At 43.7% G+C, this 19,007-nt stretch carries 18 protein-coding genes; 7 read left to right on the forward strand and 11 right to left on the reverse strand.

The window, feature by feature from the left end; translation table 11 throughout:
* The first annotated feature begins 372 nt into the window (after positions 1–372).
* Positions 373–2,157, forward strand: coding sequence for an SgrR family transcriptional regulator (locus AB6D06_RS18850; protein WP_372111370.1), 1,785 nt, complete (start codon positions 373–375; stop codon positions 2,155–2,157).
* 187 nt (positions 2,158–2,344) lie between these two features.
* Complete coding sequence (locus AB6D06_RS18855) at positions 2,345–3,409, forward strand: MBL fold metallo-hydrolase (protein WP_372111372.1); 1,065 nt, start codon at positions 2,345–2,347, stop codon at positions 3,407–3,409.
* Positions 3,410–3,539: 130 nt separating this feature from the next.
* Here AB6D06_RS18855 and AB6D06_RS18860 read toward each other — a convergent pair whose 3' ends face one another.
* Complete coding sequence (locus tag AB6D06_RS18860) at positions 3,540–3,965, reverse strand: MarR family winged helix-turn-helix transcriptional regulator (protein ID WP_017094528.1); 426 nt, start codon at positions 3,963–3,965, stop codon at positions 3,540–3,542.
* 97 nt (positions 3,966–4,062) lie between these two features.
* On the opposite strand from AB6D06_RS18860, the gene AB6D06_RS18865 reads away from it, so the two are divergent.
* From AB6D06_RS18865 to AB6D06_RS18880, 4 genes are all read left to right on the forward strand, one after another.
* Positions 4,063–4,554 (forward strand): DUF2798 domain-containing protein, encoded by a 492-nt coding sequence (locus tag AB6D06_RS18865; protein ID WP_017081271.1) that lies wholly within the window; start codon positions 4,063–4,065, stop codon positions 4,552–4,554.
* A 34-nt stretch (positions 4,555–4,588) separates the two neighbouring features.
* Positions 4,589–4,894 carry a DUF3861 domain-containing protein gene (locus AB6D06_RS18870; protein WP_017060575.1) on the forward strand — a complete coding sequence of 102 codons (306 nt, stop codon included), beginning with the start codon at positions 4,589–4,591 and terminating at the stop codon, positions 4,892–4,894.
* A gap of 205 nt (positions 4,895–5,099) precedes the next feature.
* On the forward strand, positions 5,100–5,864 hold the full coding sequence (locus tag AB6D06_RS18875) for a hydratase (RefSeq protein WP_017060576.1): 765 nt from the start codon (positions 5,100–5,102) through the stop codon (positions 5,862–5,864).
* 189 nt (positions 5,865–6,053) lie between these two features.
* Entirely contained in the window at positions 6,054–7,412 is a 1,359-nt protein-coding gene (locus AB6D06_RS18880; RefSeq protein WP_372111376.1) for a Na+/H+ antiporter NhaC family protein, read from the forward strand.
* A 201-nt stretch (positions 7,413–7,613) separates the two neighbouring features.
* On the opposite strand, the gene AB6D06_RS18885 is transcribed toward AB6D06_RS18880, so the two are convergent.
* The 3 genes from AB6D06_RS18885 to AB6D06_RS18895 all read right to left on the reverse strand — a co-directional run bounded on the left by AB6D06_RS18885 (position 7,614) and on the right by AB6D06_RS18895 (position 11,333).
* Entirely contained in the window at positions 7,614–8,774 is a 1,161-nt protein-coding gene (locus tag AB6D06_RS18885) for a multidrug effflux MFS transporter (RefSeq protein WP_372111398.1), read from the reverse strand.
* 310 nt (positions 8,775–9,084) lie between these two features.
* Positions 9,085–9,465 carry a hypothetical protein gene (locus AB6D06_RS18890; protein ID WP_017064884.1) on the reverse strand — a complete coding sequence of 127 codons (381 nt, stop codon included), beginning with the start codon at positions 9,463–9,465 and terminating at the stop codon, positions 9,085–9,087.
* Between the two features lie 155 nt (positions 9,466–9,620).
* A complete protein-coding gene (locus AB6D06_RS18895; protein ID WP_017064883.1) occupies positions 9,621–11,333 on the reverse strand; it encodes an RluA family pseudouridine synthase in 1,713 nt (570 codons plus the stop codon).
* Between the two features lie 279 nt (positions 11,334–11,612).
* On the opposite strand from AB6D06_RS18895, the gene AB6D06_RS18900 reads away from it, so the two are divergent.
* Positions 11,613–12,065, forward strand: coding sequence for an NUDIX pyrophosphatase (locus AB6D06_RS18900; protein WP_372111379.1), 453 nt, complete (start codon positions 11,613–11,615; stop codon positions 12,063–12,065).
* Positions 12,066–12,082: 17 nt separating this feature from the next.
* On the opposite strand, the gene AB6D06_RS18905 is transcribed toward AB6D06_RS18900, so the two are convergent.
* The 7 genes from AB6D06_RS18905 to AB6D06_RS18935 all read right to left on the reverse strand — a co-directional run bounded on the left by AB6D06_RS18905 (position 12,083) and on the right by AB6D06_RS18935 (position 18,508).
* The gene (locus AB6D06_RS18905) at positions 12,083–12,520 is read right to left on the reverse strand and encodes a bifunctional diaminohydroxyphosphoribosylaminopyrimidine deaminase/5-amino-6-(5-phosphoribosylamino)uracil reductase RibD (RefSeq protein WP_372111382.1); all 438 of its coding nucleotides are present in this window, start codon (positions 12,518–12,520) and stop codon (positions 12,083–12,085) included.
* Positions 12,521–12,675: 155 nt separating this feature from the next.
* A complete protein-coding gene (locus AB6D06_RS18910; RefSeq protein ID WP_108207690.1) occupies positions 12,676–13,230 on the reverse strand; it encodes a nucleotidyltransferase family protein in 555 nt (184 codons plus the stop codon).
* Complete coding sequence (locus AB6D06_RS18915) at positions 13,230–13,517, reverse strand: putative quinol monooxygenase (protein ID WP_017060584.1); 288 nt, start codon at positions 13,515–13,517, stop codon at positions 13,230–13,232. The genes AB6D06_RS18910 and AB6D06_RS18915 overlap by 1 nt, the downstream gene beginning before the upstream one ends.
* A gap of 942 nt (positions 13,518–14,459) precedes the next feature.
* Positions 14,460–15,317, reverse strand: a complete 858-nt coding sequence (locus AB6D06_RS18920; RefSeq protein ID WP_017083226.1) for a hypothetical protein — start codon at positions 15,315–15,317, stop codon at positions 14,460–14,462.
* A complete protein-coding gene (locus tag AB6D06_RS18925; RefSeq protein WP_102331994.1) occupies positions 15,317–16,171 on the reverse strand; it encodes an ABC transporter ATP-binding protein in 855 nt (284 codons plus the stop codon). Before AB6D06_RS18925 ends, AB6D06_RS18920 begins: the two co-directional genes overlap by 1 nt.
* Positions 16,168–16,539 carry a GntR family transcriptional regulator gene (locus AB6D06_RS18930; RefSeq protein ID WP_004729948.1) on the reverse strand — a complete coding sequence of 124 codons (372 nt, stop codon included), beginning with the start codon at positions 16,537–16,539 and terminating at the stop codon, positions 16,168–16,170. Before AB6D06_RS18930 ends, AB6D06_RS18925 begins: the two co-directional genes overlap by 4 nt.
* Positions 16,540–16,762: 223 nt before the next feature.
* Positions 16,763–18,508 carry an EAL domain-containing protein gene (locus AB6D06_RS18935; protein ID WP_372111388.1) on the reverse strand — a complete coding sequence of 582 codons (1,746 nt, stop codon included), beginning with the start codon at positions 18,506–18,508 and terminating at the stop codon, positions 16,763–16,765.
* Positions 18,509–19,007: the final 499 nt, after the last annotated feature.

Consider the following 19,007-nt stretch of genomic DNA (forward strand, 5'->3'; position numbering starts at 1 on the left):
CCTAACTCATATTGGGGGTAGGAGCATATTAGGTTGTACCCAACTCGCGTTTACTCGGTGCTAAAAAGTGTACTAATAACGCCAGTTACATAGATCTAAAAGTGTTCGTAGTGCTTCTCTTTCGAGCTTACTGCAGGTGCTTTTTAGCTTGTTAAGATAGTATTTTCTCATGGTCATTACTCTCTCTGGTTAGGCTTTATTTACAACCTATGGTTTGTTGCTGACCCGTTCATTATGGATAATTAAGAGGAACTAAAAAACAGATGGTATTTTTATTGGTTGTTCCTGTTTTGGTCGCATTACACTACTTTTTGATGAATGTGTTTTATAATGAGCTTAATTAGGAAGAGCTATCTTTAAAAGGTTCACTATTTGTCTGATCTAAACATGATGCGTTACTACACGCGGCTAGAATCGTTCGAGCCAAACATTTCTCATTCAGTCACCCTAGCCGAAGTAGCGGATATGCTGTTTACAAGCTTGCGTCACGCTCGAACTTTACTTGGTAAGATGCATCAAGCTGAATGGGTGGTGTGGGAGCCAAAAGTTGGCAGGAATCAACGCTCTAACTTAACACTGCGTTTTAGCAATTCAGAGTTGGCGCAGCATGTTGCAATTAAACTGATAGAGCAGGGCAAGTACGAAAAAGCACTTTCCATATTGGATAATGACCGCGCTGTGTTTGGTTCTTTACTGCAAGAAACTTCCGGCGCGACCATGCGTGAAGGGCTGCTGCACGTTCAATTAACCTATAAGCGTAAGTTTGAAGACCTGTTCCCGCATCATATTCACCGCAGTAGCGAACGATTTTTGATCAGGCAAGTGTTCAGTTGCCTCGTCACTTGTAATGGCAAGGGCGAGTTGAAGCCTGAACTGGCGCACCATTGGGAATATGATGCTGAAAAGTTGGTTTGGACTTTCTATTTGCGCCCCGGCCTAACCTTCCACGATGGCCAACCCGTTGATGCCAAGCAGTTAGTATCGTTGTTTACCGCCTTACAACCGCTACCTTTCTATCAGACAGAGTTAGCCCATGTTGCTTCGGTTTACAGTGAGCAGCCATTAAGGATCAGCTTCCAATTGACCAAAGCAGACACCGGCTTCGCTGGCTTATTGGCTGGCGTTAAGTATTCGATTCAACCTGCTGCGCAAGTTACACGTGAGCCATCGCCATTAAATTCGGTGTCTCATGCTGTGATTGGAACCGGCCCTTTCAAAGTGGTTGAGACCAATAATGAACGCATTAAGCTCGCGGCATTTGAGCTCTATTATGGTTGTCGTTCTTTGACTGATGAAGTGACCATCTGGCAGTTTGAGGAATCAATGACGGGCACTGCTCGTTTCGATGACAGCCAAATGCAAGTCTCGTCTTATGAAGATTCTTCTTGTTTCCATCAGTTAGGGAAAAGCGATACGGAGCTTGTTTCTGCAGACACAGATGGCCTTCGTAGCCGAGTCGAGGATGGGTGCTTATTTATCCTGTTCAATCAGAATTCAGCGGCAACTCCGCTTAATAATGAGCAGCGAAAATACCTTTCAGAACTGACCAACCCACAAGCGATTTTATCTCAGTTGGAAAAAAATAAGGGTTTGTTCAGTGTCTCTTTAGCTCAAAACATACTGCCAAGTTGGCAAAAACTGTATCGAACGCCTTCGAAAGAAGCACAACTACCGAAAAAGATGAGTATTGCAGTTTATGACTATTATGCGTTGTACCGATGTGCCATCTGCGTTTCAGACATATTGAAACGATATGGTGTGGAAGTTGAGGTGAACACCTACAGTTTTCGAGAATTGGCGCAGCTCTCTCAGAGTGGTGAGTTAAAGGAGGAACTGGTGTTGTGTAACCTGAATCTCGATGATAATGCCCCGTCTTCGCTGTTTTCGTGGATGATGAATGATCCTGTTTTGCACTCTGCTTTGGGAGAGGTGAACAGTGATTGGCTCAAGCAGCGCTTGGATAGTCATAAAGCATCCGTTGAACTGCCTAATTACTTGGCAGAGTTGGAGCCCGTTGCATCCACGTTGATTTCTGATTATTGGCTAGTGCCTATGTTCCATCACTTACAGACCGTTCGTTTCCAAGGCATTTTGAAAAACGTGGCCATCACAAACTGGGGATGGCCAGACTTCAAGAATGTATGGTCTGCTGATTAACCTTTCTTACTAACTAAATAACTAAGTTAGCTCGTTTTCAAAGTCGGTTTTTCCAAAATCGACTTTGGCACGCTCACGTCTAGATAAATGAGAACTTACACTCATTGGTTTACTTTTTCATTTTTATATGTACACTAGTCAGTGTAGTTTTTGCGTTGGGATAGACCCAATGATTAAAGAGATATCAATGAAAAAATATCTATTACCGATTTTAGGAGTACTTGCCGTGGTCGCTATCGTAAGCACAGGTTCACAATCAAACGACAATCTAGATAAGCTTCCAAAGAAGTTTGTAAACAGTGAGCTGGAATACAAATCGGGTATGTCTGATATTTTTTCAATCTTGAAAGCATACGTGACTGTGGAAAGAAACGAGCCCGTGCCGCGCGCTGCATTGCCTTTGATTCCGATGACAGCCGAGCAATTGATCGAAGAGACAGAAGACGTTGCGTACCGCTTAGGTCACTCAAGTGTGATGATGAAGCTAGATGGCAAGCTAGTGATGACTGACCCTGTGTTCAGTGATCGAGCATCACCAGTGCAATGGATGGGGCCAAAGCGCTTTCACCCAACCCCAATCTCACTGCAAGATCTACCTGACATCGATGTGGTAGTGATCAGCCATGATCACTACGACCATTTAGACAAAGGTGCCGTGAAGGTATTAGCCGACAAAGTGGGTACGTTCTTAGTGCCATTAAGAGTGGGCTCACTATTGGAAAAGTGGGGCGTGGATAAAGAGAAGATCATCGAATTGAACTGGTGGGAATCGGCAACGGCCTCAGACATTGAGTTCACGTTGACGCCGACACAGCACTTCTCTGGACGTGGCTTGCTTGATCGTGACCAAACACTGTGGGGCAGTTGGGTTATTAACGCTTCAGATAAGAAAGTCTTCTTTAGCGGTGACTCTGGTTACTTCAATGGCTTTAAAGAGATTGGCGACCGTTTTGGGCCGTTTGATTTAACCATGGTAGAAACGGGCGCGTACAACTCACTTTGGGCAGGTATTCATATGTTCCCAGAGCAAAGCGTTCAAGCGCACATCGACCTGCAAGGTAAGGTGATGATGCCAATCCACAACAGCACGTTTGATCTCTCTATGCACGATTGGCAAGACCCAATGGATCAAGCTCTCACGATAAGCAAAGAGCGAGATGTACAAATGGTAAGCCCTGTGATGGGTGAACGTTTGGTGATCTCAGAGCCCGTACCTGTTCAGGCATGGTGGAAACTGGCATCGAATAATTAGAACGGACATCTAATTAACACTCTCATCTAAGTTAGAAGTAGTCATGCTGCTAATCTATATAAAGCCAGTTGATACAAAAAACGCCACCGATCATTCGATTCGGTGGCGTTTTTTCGTTTTATTTTGAAGATCAGCTTTCTAAGTTCTGCGCCATTTTCTTCGCAATTTTTCTGAATTGCTCTAACTCATCTTCGGCCATGCCTTTGGTCATTCTCTTCAGCATGTCTCGATCTATATCCGAGACCTTAGTCATGATCTCTTGACCCTTATCGGTCAGAACCAATAACTGGCTACGCTTGTCTTCTGGGTTCGGAGATTTCTTTACAAGTTCCTGACTGATCAAAGCGTTAATCAATCGAGTGACCTGTGCTTTATCGCGATTTAGGAAGTGTGCGATATCGATAGCCGTACATGGAGACTTCTTGGTAATGATCTTCATGACACGAATGTTCATTGGTGCGATCTCTGAGTCTAAGCTCTCAATCTGTTCGCTCATTTGACGTTTCAAAGAGTGCACTAGACGAAAGATTGATTCTAGCGATGTGTTATCAGACATAAACGATCCTTAGAAATATAGTTGACATTATCAACTACTGTATTTATAGTTGACATTATCAACTTAATTGTTCGTAAATTCAAGACAGGAAATAGATATGACGATTCAAGCAACTCTAACGCCAACTCTTCCTGAGCAAAAAGGCACACCGGTTTTATACAAAGTTTTGGTCATGATGAGCTTAATGCTGACGATTGGCGGCAGTTTAACGGCTGTGATGACTTACATGAATGTCGGATTCGGCGAGGAATTTATTGGCAACTGGCTTTCTTCGTTAGCCCTTGTTGTCGTGATCATGATGCCAATGGGCACGGTGATGATGGCTTTAGTCACCAAAGCCGTTGCTAGAGTGTTCACAACTTATAGCGAGAAAGTTCGCAACCTGATCGTAGGACTGATCATGGCATTCATAATGGAGTCCATGATGGCATTTGTAACAGCGGCAAATAACATTGGATTTTCGGATACATCGGCGTTTACCAGTGGATGGTTTAATGGATTTATTGCCGCACTTCCCATTGGCCTTGCGATCATGGTCGTGATGTCGATGACGGTTAAACCTAAGCTCGAACGATTCATGAAGAGCTAACCAAAACACTTTTTAAGCATTTTAGGAGGTCCAAATGAAAGCATTCACAGGCAAACACAATAACTACCGTATCACTATCGAAGAAGTGAACATCAAAGAAGATCGTGAACTTCAAACCATGCAGTTTGAAATTGAAGACAGAGAAGATATGTTCGCGATTGTTGAGAAGATCAAACATGACAGCGGCTTAGATGAGCAATCAGCAGCGCGACTAGGAGTGAGCATTCGCTTGTTAGGCCCATTGATGATGCAAGATAGAAAACACCCTCTGTTTGTTGATTTTATGCCTCACTTCAGAAACTTCATGCAGAATTTGAAGAAGACGTTGAAAGGGCAGTAAAGCCTAACCATCAGCAACACATCGAAAAGCCAGTAACGAACTTACTGGCTTTTTTACATTTAAATCAAAATAGTTTCAGTTGTTTGCGTCTAGAATATGCGAAAATTGATGGCTGAATTTTCGGTGTAGCACCGTTGTTGAATTGTCTATTCAAGCTTTAAGAAATCCGATATTATACTGGTCATAAAACTAAAGGTGGTATTATATGACAAATGTATTTAAACAAGCAGCTGAAGAACTGTTGAGTCGTCGTGTTGCTGGCACCAAAGCACCAAGATTGGACGAACAGTACCGTCCGAATAACTTGGAAGATGCGCTAAAGATCCAATCTTCAATGATCGATTTGAAAAGCGATAAAGTCGGCGGTTGGAAGTGCTTACTTCCTCTGGCTGAAGACAAGTTTGTTGTTGCGCCAATCTTCTCGGGCAGCGTTCAACAAGGCGAAGTTTGTGAACTGTTTGCTGACAACGGCGTAGTACGCGTTGAGCCTGAAATCGCATTTACGCTTGCTAAGAGCCTGCCTGCAAGCCAAGAAGGCTACAGCGAAGAGCAAATCAACGAAGCGATTGGTTCTTGCCACATGGCACTTGAGTTAATGCAGTCTCGTTTTGCGGATGACAGCGGCGCTGAGTTCTATGAAAAGCTGGCCGATGGCCTAGTAAACCAAGGTCTATTTATTGGCTCTGAGATTGATCGCGAAAAAGCGTTCACTTCTGCAGAGATCAGTATTGAAGTGACTCAAGGCGAGCAAGTTCAAGCATTCGACGGTAAGCACCCGAATACACTGCCACCAAGCCCAATTTACTGGCTGATTAACTACATGACACGTCGTGGTGTTGATTTCCAAGCGGGTGAAGCCATTATCACGGGCTCTTACTGCGGTATCGTGGAAATGGAATTCGATAAACCAACGACCTTCCACTACGAAGGCATTGGTGAATACCAAGTAACGTTCAAGCAGAAACGCTAACTTCTAGCGGCGCACTATCTGTTATCGAAAGGCTGTTTACTGATGAGTAAATAGCCTTTTTTATTACGTGATGCTTAATAGGGTTCTTATTACTTTGCATTAAATTAGGCGTTTAGACGTCTAGACGTTGACAAGTTCTAAGTGTGACATTAGTCTGCTCACCTTCCTGTTCTATTGTGTTGTCGTTCCATGTCCAATTCAAAAAATTCTAACGCGGTAATTGCCCCTTCTGCAGTGGCGCTTATCCCTCTGATCGTTTTCCTTGCGCTGTTTATTGGCGTGGGTACATACCTGTCGCTACAAGGCGTCGATTTTGCTTTCTATCAGCTTCCAGCTCCGATTGCGGCTCTGCCTGCCGTGATGTTAGCGTTGCTATTGAGCAAAGATAAATTGAACCGTGCGATCGAGCAGTTCTTAGGTGGTGTGGGTCACAAAGACATTATTGCAATGTGTATGATCTACCTATTGGCGGGTGCTTTTGCTGCTGTGGCTAAAGCTTCTGGTGGCGTGGACGCGACGGTAAATCTTGGTCTATCTGCTATCCCAACGAGCATGATCCTACCGGGCATCTTCCTTATTTCGGCGTTCATTGCGACGGCAATGGGTACTTCTATGGGTACTATCGCTGCGGTTGCTCCTGTTGCACTAGGCATTGCTGACTCAGCTGGCATGAGTATTCCTCTAACCGCTGGCGTAGTGCTAAGTGGCGCTATGTTTGGTGACAACCTTTCTATCATCTCTGATACCACGATTGCCGCGACACGCTCGCAAGGCTGTGAGATGAGAGATAAGTTTAAAGAGAACATCCGCATTGCACTTCCTGCTGCACTTATCGCGATTGTTATCTTTGCTTTCAACAGCACGGCAACTCAGGTTCCTGAAGCAGGTCCAATCGAGTGGCTAAAAGTCCTTCCGTACATCACTATCTTGATTCTTGCGGTATCGGGCATGAATGTCTTTGTCGTGTTGGCGATTGGTATCTTGCTGGCGGGTGGCGTGAGCCTAGGTTCTGTTGAGAACTACGGTATGACTGATTACGCTCAAGATATCTATGCAGGCTTCGGCAACATGCAGGAGATTTTCTTATTGTCGATGCTAATTGGCGGTTTGAGTGAGCTAATGCGTCGTCAAGGTGGATTGGCGTTCCTGACTAACTTAGTAAGTGGTGTGATTCGTGCGTTTGGCTCTTCACACTCTAAGCAAGCGAATGGTCGTGCGAGTGAGCTAGGCATTGCTGGCTTGGTATCTATGGTGAACCTATGTACTGCAAACAACACGGTAGCGATTATTGTGTCTGGTAGTGTGGCTCGTCAATTGGCGGAAGAGAACAATGTGTCTCCACGTCGTTCTGCAAGCTTGTTGGATATCTTCTCTTGTGTGATTCAAGGCGTGTTGCCTTACGGTGCGCAGGTATTGCTGTTAGGTTCGGTATTTAACCTATCGCCTTTGGATATTGTAGCTAACTCTTACTACTGTTTTGCTCTTGCAATCGTGGCTGTGGTTGCTGTGTTTATTAAACACCCAGCACGTCAAGTGGCTCAAGCTTAGTAACAATTGACCAAACTGAGTGCTCACTGGCTCTGATAAGAAGGCTCCTTAATAGGAGCTTTTTTGTGCGTGAAACTCATGGCTTGAAAATTCAATGTACGTCTTCAAATACAAGAAAACCGCCTATGTAGACGGTTTCTAATTTCGTTATAGCGGTTTTCAAGTTTATTGTAGTGTGAATGACAATTAGGCTTGAGAGCTTTAATTCAGCTTATTAGTCACGAACTCTTTGTTTCTGACCATTAGCCACATCAGGCTGCCTAGCGTACCGATGGATAATTGGATAAAGCCTAGGTTTTCAATCAGTGACTCTGGGCGGATTGAAACTAATACCATGCCAAGCGAGCCACAAATCATGCTGAAGAACTGTATCAGTGCGACGGCAGAGCCCGTGTCATGATCTTGTTGATTCAACATCAAGTTGGTCCCCGGTACTCGCATGATGATCGCCATTAATGTCGCTGGTGCAGCGATGAACATGAAGAACCAAGGGGACAGGTCGCCAATGGTTAGGGTGAAGATTCCCGCAAGCGCTAATAAAGCAAAACATCCTGAGATGACCTTTTGAACCGGCATTCGGTAGGACAACTTCATGTAAATTGTTGGACCAAATGAGGCGCATAATGCATTGAATGCGAACGCGTAGCTAAACTGTTGTTCGGTCAATCCAAAGTGATCGATGTAGATATAAGAACCCGCCGCAAGAAAGCCCATCAACGCCATCGGTATGATAGAGAAAATGACCAGCAGCTTGACGAACGAGCGGTTTTTCATGACCACGCCCATTCTTCCCCATGATCGGAATATAGAACCTTGGTATTTGTTTTCGAGTGTTTCTCGGTAGCAGCAAGCTAATACTGACGCAAATGCACCAAAAATGGCGAGCGTGACAAACATCATTCGCCAAGAAGCAATTTTCAGTAGAAAGGCACCAAATACAGGCGCAACCATTGGCGCGATGATCACCAGTGACATGATAGTCGCCATGATCTTTTCACGTTCTCGGCCGTCATAAAGATCTTTGACAATGGCGGTAGCGATAACGGTGATAGCACTGCCAGCAAAGGCTTGGAATACACGAGCACTAATCAACTGTTCGATGCTATTGGTCATCGCGCACAATATGCTCGCGACCATATAGCTCGCTAATCCAATTAATAGGATCGGCTTACGACCAAATTTTTCGCTGAGCGGCCCCCAGAACAAAAGACCGATGGCGTAAGTAACGAAGTAGCTGCTCAGGGTTAGGTTGACCATTGCTCGGTCAGTATTAAACACCTCGACCATCTGCGGAAGCGCAGGTAAGTAAAGGTCGATGGTCAATGGAGGGAAAGCACTTATTATGACGAGAAAAAATAGCATACCGGTCTTTCCCAGTACTGGTTGTGGTCTCTTCAAGGTCGCTCTCCGTTGTCCAAGGTAGGTTTCTAATTGATGTGATATTGATATACAGAAGGTTAAGGCACGTCAGACAAGAAGGATAGAGTTGTTCAAGAATATGGTGAAAGTATCGATGAACTTATCTCTATGAGTCCGAATCTACGAAGTCGGTCTGTATACTGAATTGTATTACAAAACATTATTACTTTTATAGCTAACGAGTTCAATCAGTTAGTAGCAGGGTAGCTTGTGATCGCCAACGACACATTGTAATGATTATCGAGTTGGCTTGTTATCTTTTCTTTGGGCGCTTTTCGACTAAACCGTTACGCTCTAAACCGCGTCTAACACTGCTGCATAGCTTACCAAAGCGGCGCAGTTCCTCGAAGTTGGGGCCTTGGCCAATGGAAATACTGTGCTCCCAATACATTAACTCACTGTCGACCATCTCTAGTAGTTTCTTAGAGCAACCCGAGCAATTTCCTTTTGGACCACAGATAAACGTCTCTGACTCGTAAAGTGGGAGTTCGTTTTTAACTTCTTCAATTAAGTTAAGCATTGCCGAGTTTAAGTCTGGCTTTTTGGATGTAAGTGGCTTCAAGCTCGGTGCTTGAGTCGCAATTAATGGGGAAGTCAGTTTGTTAGGTTGTAAATTCAAAGCAGCTGATGACATATCAAAGGCCTCAAGGAGAGAAGAAGGTGGGCATGCTACTCTTCACAACAAAGTGAATCTTGATGTAGTGCAATAAGCGTGGATATATACCCAAAAGAGGTAGGAGCCACAAGCGGTTGTGACTCCTTATCAAAGCTCGGTACTAATGAGAGATTTTAGAATTCGGCGTCGAACTGGAATTCCATCCACTCTTTGGTGACTGGGTGGTGCAGCGCAAGTCTTTCTGCGTGTAAGTGCAATCGGTCGGCTTTATTGCCATACAAGCCGTCACCGACGATAGGCATGTTAAGGCCTTCTTGGTGTGAACAGTGAACACGCAACTGGTGTGTACGCCCTGTTTTAGGATGCAGGTAAACCTTAGTGGTTTGCCCGTTTCGCTCAATCACTTCCCATTTGGTTTCTGCTGGCTTGCCGTGTTCGAAGCAGACAATTTGACGAGGGCGGTCATACAAATCACCACGCAATGGCAGTCGAACATAGCCTTCATTTTCTGTTAGAACGCCTTCAATCATTGCCACGTAACGCTTTTCGACTTCACGAGTAATGAACTGCTTCTGTAAGCTCTTGTTCGCACGTCGTGTGAGAGCGAAGATTAGAATGCCAGAGGTCGCCATGTCTAAGCGATGAATCACAAATGGGCCTTCAACATCGGGATGCATTTCTTGAACACGTGTGTAGGCGGAATCTTTGATGGTTTTACCCGGCACAGATAGAAAACCTGCTGGCTTGTGTACTACCACGATGTGCTCATCTTGGAACAGAATATCCAGCTCTTTGCCTTCTGCTGGGTTCTCTAGCAATGGGTTTGGATCGACTTCTAGGCCTTTCATCATATGGCCTAAAATCGGCACACATTTACTCTGACAAGAAGCGTAGTATTTCTTGTGCTTGCGGATTTCCGACTTTGGAGAGCGGCCCCACCAAAATTCAGCCAATGCCAGTGGCGTGTAACCATGTAAGTACGCGTATTGCAGCAATTTAGGCGCAGCGCATTCGCCAGAGCCAGCTGGTGGTATCTTGTTTGGCGTGTTTTCAAAGATTTGGTTAAGGTCTTCAACGCTTCCTTCCGCATTTTGGAAAGCGTATTGTGAAAACAACTTGTGTTGAAGCTGATGAGAAATGTGTGCTCTTTGCTCTTTTAGCTCAGCCAGTTGAGTGTTGAACACATCAACTTTAGCTTGCAACACTTGCAGGGTCTGTTCCCAGTTAAGTTTTAGGTACTTCTGCTGGTTCTTGTCGGCAACACTGGCTTTGTTTAGCTCATTATTTAGCTGTTCGAAAGTTTGCTCATCAAGGTTTTCTTTACCTTGTTCACGTTGTTCTTTACGCGTTTTTCGGCCTTCAATAATCAATAGACGTTGAGCTTCAATCTCTTGCTCGGCTTGCGCTTTTTGCTGTGCCAGTTGCTCGCACAATTCAAGGTATTCAGTATTTGCTTGCAGCGCTTTAAACTCAGCGTTGACAGCCATCATGTCGGCTGTGTCTTGATGGAAAAAGCTGTCGCTGCTGAGCATGTCGAATACGGGCGGCACAAAGTGAGGCAGTAGGTTTTGGTCTGCGATTTTTCCAGAGAAAGCAGAGAAGTAACCCAATTCACCTTCTGGGCTTTTCACCAGTAACACACCAAACATTTTGCCGCGACCAGCGTCAGAATCTAGTCCGAAGTCATGCTGCCAGTCGGTTTGTGTTTCTAGATATTGTTGAAGCTGATGAGAGGCTATTTCACACAGTGGGTGCGGTTCGTAGTAGAACGGGAATGTGAAACGCTCAGGCAACGAATATGACTCGATCGGCTGTTGAAAACGAGTGAAGCAATGCTCAGGAGTATGGCTGTTTTCTGAGTCGTGCGTTGGTTTTGATGAGTGCATAGTCGTATTAATACTTATATCGTGGTGATAAATGGTTGTGAGTCTACTGTGTATGTTTAGAGACGTTAAACACAGTACAAGGCGGCGATTCTACTCTTTATCGAAAAGCGCCTCAAATAAGAAATAGTTCTATTACTGGATAGCCAAGCGACGAGCCTATGAGTTATGGCTTGAACGCCATTAATTGATGAGTAACTTCTCGTTTTTAATCATAGAAGACAATTTAACAAACCAAGGGTGGTAGCCTTGCCGCCCTCTTATTAAAACTAAGGTAACGTTATGATTCCACTCAATACTTTGATTGTTTCCGGTGTCGCTATTTCAGAGAGCGACGGACAAATGAAAATGCTATTAATGAAGCGTGTTAAAGGTGAGTTTTGGTGTCACGTCGCAGGCTCGATTGAAGCGGGTGAAACAGGCTGGCAGGCTATCGTGCGCGAGTTTGAAGAAGAGACCCAAATTAAAGTGGAAGCTTTGTATAACGCGCAGTTTCTGGAGCAGTTTTATGAGGCGCACGTGAATGTGATTCAGCTAATCCCTGTGTTTGCGGTGCTATGCCCACCCAACCAAGCGATTGAACTGAATGACGAACACACCGAGTACCGCTGGTGTAATTTAGAAGAAGCAAAAGCGTTAGCGCCGTTCCCCAACCAACATGCCGTCTACGATCATATTTGGTCGTATTTTGTCGATAAGCCAGTCAATCCGCTTTATCGAGTGAAATTGAACTAATACTGGCTGTTTAAGATCTAGGACTTACCAAGGTAAGGGGCTAAAAAGGTGCTCACTTGCGCTTGGCATAACCCCACATCTACCTTCACACCGTGCGATTCAAGGATGGCAACTCCACGACCATTATTACGAGGGTCTGGGTCTAGCATCGCCACGACTACGTGTTTTACACCTGCTTTAACCAATGCATTGGCGCAAGCGGGTGTTCTGCCGACAAACGAACATGGCTCTAAAGTTACGTAAGCGGTAACCCCTTCCATTGTTCCGTCCGTTTTGTCGTTATAGTTATTGAGTGCTTCAACCTCGGCGTGGTTTCCGCCGACTTTTTGCGTGTATCCAACAGACACCACCTTATCGTCTTTCACCAAAACACACCCTACTGGCGGGTTTGGTTGGCAATCAGGTAAGGCTTGGCGCGAAGCTTCGAGTGCTTGCAGCATGTATTGTTGGTTCATGGTCGTTACTCAGTATGACGAGAGAGCGTAGCAGCTAGTCGCCACGCGTGGTTGATGAGTTGGTTAATTACTAACTTAATAAGCTAATAAGTGGGGCATGTTCGATCTGATTGGACTTTTAGTCAATGGTTTTAGCGTTTGAATTCGACTGCTAGTTAACTGTGACTCATCGTTAACTTGGGCCACTGGGTTAGCCAACCTTTGGATTGCACTCTTTGATCAAAGATATCTCGGCTACGCTTTGGATTGGGTGTGATTTGCAAATCAAACAAACTCTCTAAGCCAAAGGCAGAAATACACTCGATGTTTCCATGGAGGCTTTGTTTCACGGCGACGGCGGTTTCTTTCTCTGGCCAATAACTCATCGCATCCAATGAGCCTTGGTAAGGTTCATCCCCATTTCTAGTGTGCATGTAGGCTTGATTGCGAACTTGCCAATTCAGTTCGGGTAACCGTTGTTTAAGCTGAGCCTCGTATCTAAGATCCGATTCGTAAGAGGTATCAATGGGATCAAAGTAGATCACATCAATATCATTGAATGGAGTCGGGGAGGCATAACCATGCTGGTGATCCCAAACGAGGTTTCTCACAAAGCCCGCAGCGACATAACACTGCGGCAAATCCAACTGAGCGACACAGTCTAAAACCTTCATTCGTAAGGGATCTTGTTTGATCAACGTGACGATGCGTTTGGCTAGCGGATGTATCATTATGATGTCGGAACATCAGTGACTTGGTAATGACGTGTCACGTTCTGGGAGATTTCACCCCATTCAGAGGCTTTTACTCGCTGTTGGTGCATTTCGAATGCTTCTCGGCTAGTGAATTCTTCATACACTTCAAAGCGATTAGGTTGAAGCGTGCTTTGACTGACTCGAAACACAATACAACCAGGTTCTTCTAGTGTCAGTTCTTTGTGCACAACCAAGGCATGTGTCACTGCTTCTAGGTCGTTGTCTGGCACTAGAATATGCCCTTGCAGAATTACTTTACTCATAATTACGTCCATTTAATTACGTCTATTTAATTTGGTCCATTACGGCTTTTTTCTATCAAAAGCTCTATCCGTTACAAACATAATCCCATTTTGATGTTGTAACGTATAGGCTAATGTGGCGATTATTAGTTCACATTGAATGTATTTTTTAGTTACACCGTAACTTTAAAGGTGATGTAATCAACAAATGATAAGACACTGGAACTAAATCAGCGTTGGTACGGTCTATTAAATTAGTATCATTGAACTGTATTGATACTGAAATGAATTTGTCATCTGAGAGAACTAACCTTAATTTTGAACAGCGGCTCATAGGATTGAATTGAGCCATAGTTGATATCTAGGTCATACTTTGATGTAAATGGTACTAAAAACTCTATATATTTTGTGATTTGTATCATTGAACTGGGCATCAAACACCGTTAGATTCGAATGGTTGGCAATAAAAATAGCTCATGAAGAGCAGTTAAAGAAAAGGAAATATCCCTTATGAAAAAAATGAGAAGAGCACAGCTTCATCGCGTTCGTATCCAATACTGGAAAGACACGTCAAAAGAAGCATCAAAGAAATAAGCTTTAATCGTAGAGCTTTAAAAGCTGAAAAGCTTAATCAAATGTAAAACGCAACAAACTGATTTCATTAGCACTCTCAAGGACCTTCATCTGGTCGGCGACTAACGAAATCATCCCCAAAGAGCTGGCAGGCATTAACAACAATGCAATTCAATGTCAGCTCATTAATACCTCCTCTAAGTTTATCTTCGTTTGTTAAACCTGTTACCCCAAACTAAAGCTTGTTCCTTGTTCCTTGTTCCTTGTTATCGCATCCCTGTACTCGTTAACGTCTTGATAATAAAAAAGCTCCCGATTTCTCAGAAGCTTTGATTTAGATTTTGATATCTGATGTGACTGCCCGATAAAGGCTCGTGCTTAGGATAGACTCTAACGTTGGAACAGCGTCTTCAAACTGACATCATCGGTTCGGTTCAGCTTTAGGCTTAGAAGATAGCCACCAACACCGATCAGTGCGTAAATACCTAGAGATAAAATCGGCGCTTCTGCAATCGCACTTAATGGGTTGCTTGCTATGAGCACATTCATTGGTAATGACGCGATGAGAGATAGGAAGTCATTGATGCCATAGAACCCAAACACGGCGACAGAGAGGAACTTAATCGCATAGCTTGAGATGAAAATGACAAGCAATGGAGAGTTTACCAGCTGCGAAATCGCTAGAGTGACGGTTGCCAGTGGCAATAAAACCAGTGCAACTAACATCATTCGTCCAAAAAACACGACCCAGTTGCTCAGCACATAAAACAGAGATTGCTGCTCAACCAATAGCGCCAGTTGTTGTTCACTTGAGACGTTCAATATCCAGAATAGAAAATCTGCGAACAGTACTAACAATGCACAGATAGCCGGAATAACCACTAAACCGAAGCCGAGTTTCACGCCGTGAGTCATTGCGTTAGATACCGGCATACTTCTCCAAAACATCGAACTGCCTTCTTGGCGCTCTTTACGCAGCGTTTTAGGGATATATAGCGTCGACAGGATCAGTGAAATAAGGCCCGCGCCAAAGTAGATCACTGAGTTGAGATCTTGTGCGAACTCTCTGTGGATGTCGCTCACGTCACCGTTCACTTGCATTTCAAAGAAAAACTCATGTTGTGCTGCGCCATTAAAGAACAGACCAACGAACAGTAAGAAACCACATAACGCGACAAACAGAGGCAATCGAGTGTTAACTTTGTGCTCGATGAGTTCTTTTTCTAGCATGTAAAAACTTGGATGCATTATGCCTTCTCCGTCTGTGTTGCAAGGAATAGATCTGCGAGACCAACGTTATAGATGTTACCCTGTGATTCAACCTGCGCTTTGTATTGACCTTCCAATAACCACTTAGTCGTTCCTAGCCCTGATTGTGAGGTCAGTGGGTTGAGTTTCTGAATCTCGCTTGAATGGTTGTTTGCGACTTCAATAATGAAATAGTCGCTCTCGATGTCTTCCATGCTTTTTTGCAGTACACAATGACCTTGCTTCAAAATCAGTACATCCGTTAATAGGTGTTCAATTTCTGAAACCTCATGGCTTGCAATGATCATGGCGCGTTCGCCGTCGTGGAACCATTCTAGTAGGTGGCGATAAAAAGTATCGCGATACAGCAAATCTAAGCCCAGTGTAGGCTCATCTAAGATCAACACTTGAGTGTCAGTCGCGATGATGATCGCAAGGTGAAGTTGTACTTTCATCCCTTTAGAAAGCTGCTTGATAGTAGAAGACAACTTAATATTGGTGCTGCTTAACGTCTGTTCTGCTTTTTGCTTGTTGAAGCTAGGGTGCACACCTTGTGTGTATCGAAGCAGTTGTTTAACCGTCATCCACTCTGGTAACACGTTAACATCTGAGATGTACGACAAGTGCTGCATGAGCTCTGCGTGCTGGTGGATAGGGTGGTAGCCGTTTACTTCAATCTCACCTTGATAGTTGTGTCCACCAAGCAGTGATTTGATCAGAGTCGATTTACCCGCGCCATTGTGGCCAAGCAGCCCAAGTACTTGTCCTGGCTTTAACTCAAAGCTGATGTTTTCGACACCCACTTGATTTGAATAGGTTTTGGTTACGTTTTTCACGGAAAGTAAAGTACTCATGACTTGTCCTTTATATGTTGTGCTAGCTGTTTCACGAGTTCTTCGACACTCATATCAATGATGCCTAGCGTCTCAGCGATGGCTGGGATCTGTGTGTTGATGAATGATTGGTGTGCAGACTCTTTCAATTTTTGAAGTGCCCCTTCGGCCACATACATGCCTTGGCCGCGTTTTTTCTCTACCAAGTCTTCATCCACCAGTAACTGATAGCTTTTCATGACAGTAAGGTGGTTGATCTTAAGATCGGCAGCAACCGCACGCACAGAGGGTAATGCTTGTTGCTCTAACCAAACACCTTGAAGAATTTGGTCACTGATCTTTGCGGCAAGTTGCCTAAAGATCGGTTGGTCGTCTTTCCATTCGGTCATAATTAAAACTGCATGGTGATATACATGTGTATAACACTAACCTTTTTATACGAATTGGCAAGGGTTTTATGAAAATGGAACGGATATTTTTATATTTGGATAAAGCATGTTTGGCGGGGAGGGTACTTGAAGCCTACATCCTTGTGGGCTCTCAAGCAGCTGTATGAGCGATGATTATTTGAATAGGAAATGGTTGCTGATCAAGATTTTTATTAGGCAGGGCCTATTGCTCCTCTGAGTCATTGGGCCGGCTATATAGGTAGCCTTGATGTAAGTTGTAGCCTAGCTGACACAAGATGTATTGCTGCCTGCGCGTCTCGACACCTTCATAAATCATCGTGATATTTGATAAGCGTCCAATCTCAGAGATATTAAGCAATACACCCTTATGGTGCTCTCCTGACTCGATATCCTTAACAAAGCAACGATCCAGTTTTAGATAGGCCGGAGAGATAACATTGATGATTTCGATGTTGTTATTGCCCGTACCAAAGTCATCCAGAGCGATAGTGATACCAAGCTTTTTGATATCCTTAATGTTATCGATAACCTCACATCCATAGCCAATGTTCGAATATTCAGTAATCTCGACGACAAATTCATTCGCTTCCATCGCGGCCAAATGCTCTCTGAGCCTTGCGAAGTTCGACCCCACCAAAGCGCTCGGACACACGTTGACACCATAGATCTCATGGCTGTTGTTTAACTTCGCTTTTCTGACTGTCTCGATGAGTAAAATAGTATGAAAGGTGAGTAAATTGGTGCGTCTCATGGTGTTGATGAAGCTTAAAACGCCAACGTTACGCACACGAGATAACAACTCGTAGTAGAGAACGCAGTTGTCTTCGGTGTTGATGATCGGCTCTTCTTCAAAGGAGATGTGTTTCCAACGAAACAGGTAGATCACGAAACCCAGAATATAGGAGCGATAAAGCAGGGTGGCGAGTATCAGAGAAAGCGCAATCCATAGTGCAACAATGTCGTCACTGTAGAAGGTGATGGTTGCACCCGTTGGTAGGGAGGTTTGATAGATAGATTTACTCTCTTCGCCAAGGTTTAAGATGTGGTAACCATTCTTCTGGATGGAAATCGAATCGACTAATAGAGGCAATAGTGAGTTCTTGTATCGAGCTTCGATAGATCGTTTAGATATTCGAGCAACCATCTCAATGTCGTGCTCGGTATCCATGAAGCGTGAATAGGCAAAGTCAGCACTATCGTAGAAGTCGTCTAATTGATTGAGCTCTATCATCTTAGAACGTGTTTTAGAGATATAGCAGGAGTCATAAGGTGTGGTCATGACGACAGAATCAAGGTTGAGCGAGTGCCTTAGCGAGTGCACAGCCCCGTGGCTATCGCAACCGTAGTCCATGACTTCTGCGGCAATGTGTTTGGTGTTCTCACTGTATTCATTCGCAATCTTCTTCGTATAAAGGATTTGGGAAAAGTAGACAACGAATAGGAAAAAGGAAGAGGTGGTGAACACGGCTATCAGAGCCTTAATCAGCTCTCGATGATAGGTGTTGAACATCAGTTTCAACATCTCGAACTGGCTGGGCTTGAACTGGTTGATGTCGTACTTAGGTGCGATACGGTTGGTTGAGCTTTTATCGAGATCGATAAAGTAACCTACCTTATAAAGGTTAGAGATAAGTTCGCTATTATTATCTACCTTCGCTTTCTTACATAAGCTTCGATATTTCTTTCTTATAGAAGCAATAATATTTTTTAACGCGTATAAGCTAAACTCTTCGTCAAAGTGTAATTTAAAAGATTCTTCAACATCTCGTGCAGATTGAGGGTTTGATATTGACGAGTGTTCAATAAGGTATTTGAAAACAAAACTCTCTTTACTATTAAGAGTTTCCTCTGATATCTTATTACTGTCTCTTTTTATGTATATTTTTTCTTCATTGTAGATTAGTTGCAAGCTCTCATTATTGTTATTTATATTGAAAGAACAGTGCATAGCTTAACTCCTAAGCGATAGTTATTATATTTGTGTGATGGATATGTGATGGCTGGGATTTTCATTCAACACAAGAGTTCGATCTAAATAATATAACCAAAATGTCACCATTTTATCTCAAGATGTTGATACTAATCGCAGAATTTGGGCTTTAATGAAAGGTTATGGAGATGTTCACCCAAAAGTTGAATTTATAAATGAAAGCCAATGATTTACAAGGGGTAAGGGGGATTTATCCATTTGTTTTGGTATTTATCCATTTCACAGCTTCTACGCGGTAGGTTTAGCGACTGGATTTAGAGGTTTCTAATGTAGCTTCTGATGGTATTCATTCGGCTTATCGATGTGTTGATTAAAGAATTTTAATGGAATTATTATTGACATATGTATCAAATATGTGTCTATGTAAATATTAATCGGCTAGTGATGAAAATAAGATATGAATGAGGTTGGTGTTATACCATGAGCACTGCCTAAAAGTATAAGCAGCAACAAGTTA

The organism is Vibrio sp. 10N.239.311.G01, assembly GCF_041465805.1.
GTDB classification, from domain to species: domain Bacteria; phylum Pseudomonadota; class Gammaproteobacteria; order Enterobacterales; family Vibrionaceae; genus Vibrio; species Vibrio crassostreae_C.

Coding starts and splice junctions, on each gene's coding strand:
- AB6D06_RS18870 (WP_017060575.1), top strand. CDS start 4,589: ATGAAAGCATTCACAGGCAAACACAATAACTACCGTATCACTATCGAA.
- AB6D06_RS18885 (WP_372111398.1), bottom strand. CDS start 8,774: ATGCTATTTTTTCTCGTCATAATAAGTGCTTTCCCTCCATTGACCATC.
- AB6D06_RS18860 (WP_017094528.1), bottom strand. CDS start 3,965: ATGTCTGATAACACATCGCTAGAATCAATCTTTCGTCTAGTGCACTCT.
- AB6D06_RS18905 (WP_372111382.1), bottom strand. CDS start 12,520: ATGAACCAACAATACATGCTGCAAGCACTCGAAGCTTCGCGCCAAGCC.
- AB6D06_RS18875 (WP_017060576.1), top strand. CDS start 5,100: ATGACAAATGTATTTAAACAAGCAGCTGAAGAACTGTTGAGTCGTCGT.
- AB6D06_RS18890 (WP_017064884.1), bottom strand. CDS start 9,465: ATGTCATCAGCTGCTTTGAATTTACAACCTAACAAACTGACTTCCCCA.
- AB6D06_RS18915 (WP_017060584.1), bottom strand. CDS start 13,517: ATGAGTAAAGTAATTCTGCAAGGGCATATTCTAGTGCCAGACAACGAC.
- AB6D06_RS18920 (WP_017083226.1), bottom strand. CDS start 15,317: ATGCATCCAAGTTTTTACATGCTAGAAAAAGAACTCATCGAGCACAAA.
- AB6D06_RS18930 (WP_004729948.1), bottom strand. CDS start 16,539: ATGACCGAATGGAAAGACGACCAACCGATCTTTAGGCAACTTGCCGCA.
- AB6D06_RS18895 (WP_017064883.1), bottom strand. CDS start 11,333: ATGCACTCATCAAAACCAACGCACGACTCAGAAAACAGCCATACTCCT.
- AB6D06_RS18910 (WP_108207690.1), bottom strand. CDS start 13,230: ATGATACATCCGCTAGCCAAACGCATCGTCACGTTGATCAAACAAGAT.
- AB6D06_RS18900 (WP_372111379.1), top strand. CDS start 11,613: ATGATTCCACTCAATACTTTGATTGTTTCCGGTGTCGCTATTTCAGAG.
- AB6D06_RS18855 (WP_372111372.1), top strand. CDS start 2,345: ATGAAAAAATATCTATTACCGATTTTAGGAGTACTTGCCGTGGTCGCT.
- AB6D06_RS18935 (WP_372111388.1), bottom strand. CDS start 18,508: ATGCACTGTTCTTTCAATATAAATAACAATAATGAGAGCTTGCAACTA.
- AB6D06_RS18925 (WP_102331994.1), bottom strand. CDS start 16,171: ATGAGTACTTTACTTTCCGTGAAAAACGTAACCAAAACCTATTCAAAT.
- AB6D06_RS18880 (WP_372111376.1), top strand. CDS start 6,054: ATGTCCAATTCAAAAAATTCTAACGCGGTAATTGCCCCTTCTGCAGTG.
- AB6D06_RS18865 (WP_017081271.1), top strand. CDS start 4,063: ATGACGATTCAAGCAACTCTAACGCCAACTCTTCCTGAGCAAAAAGGC.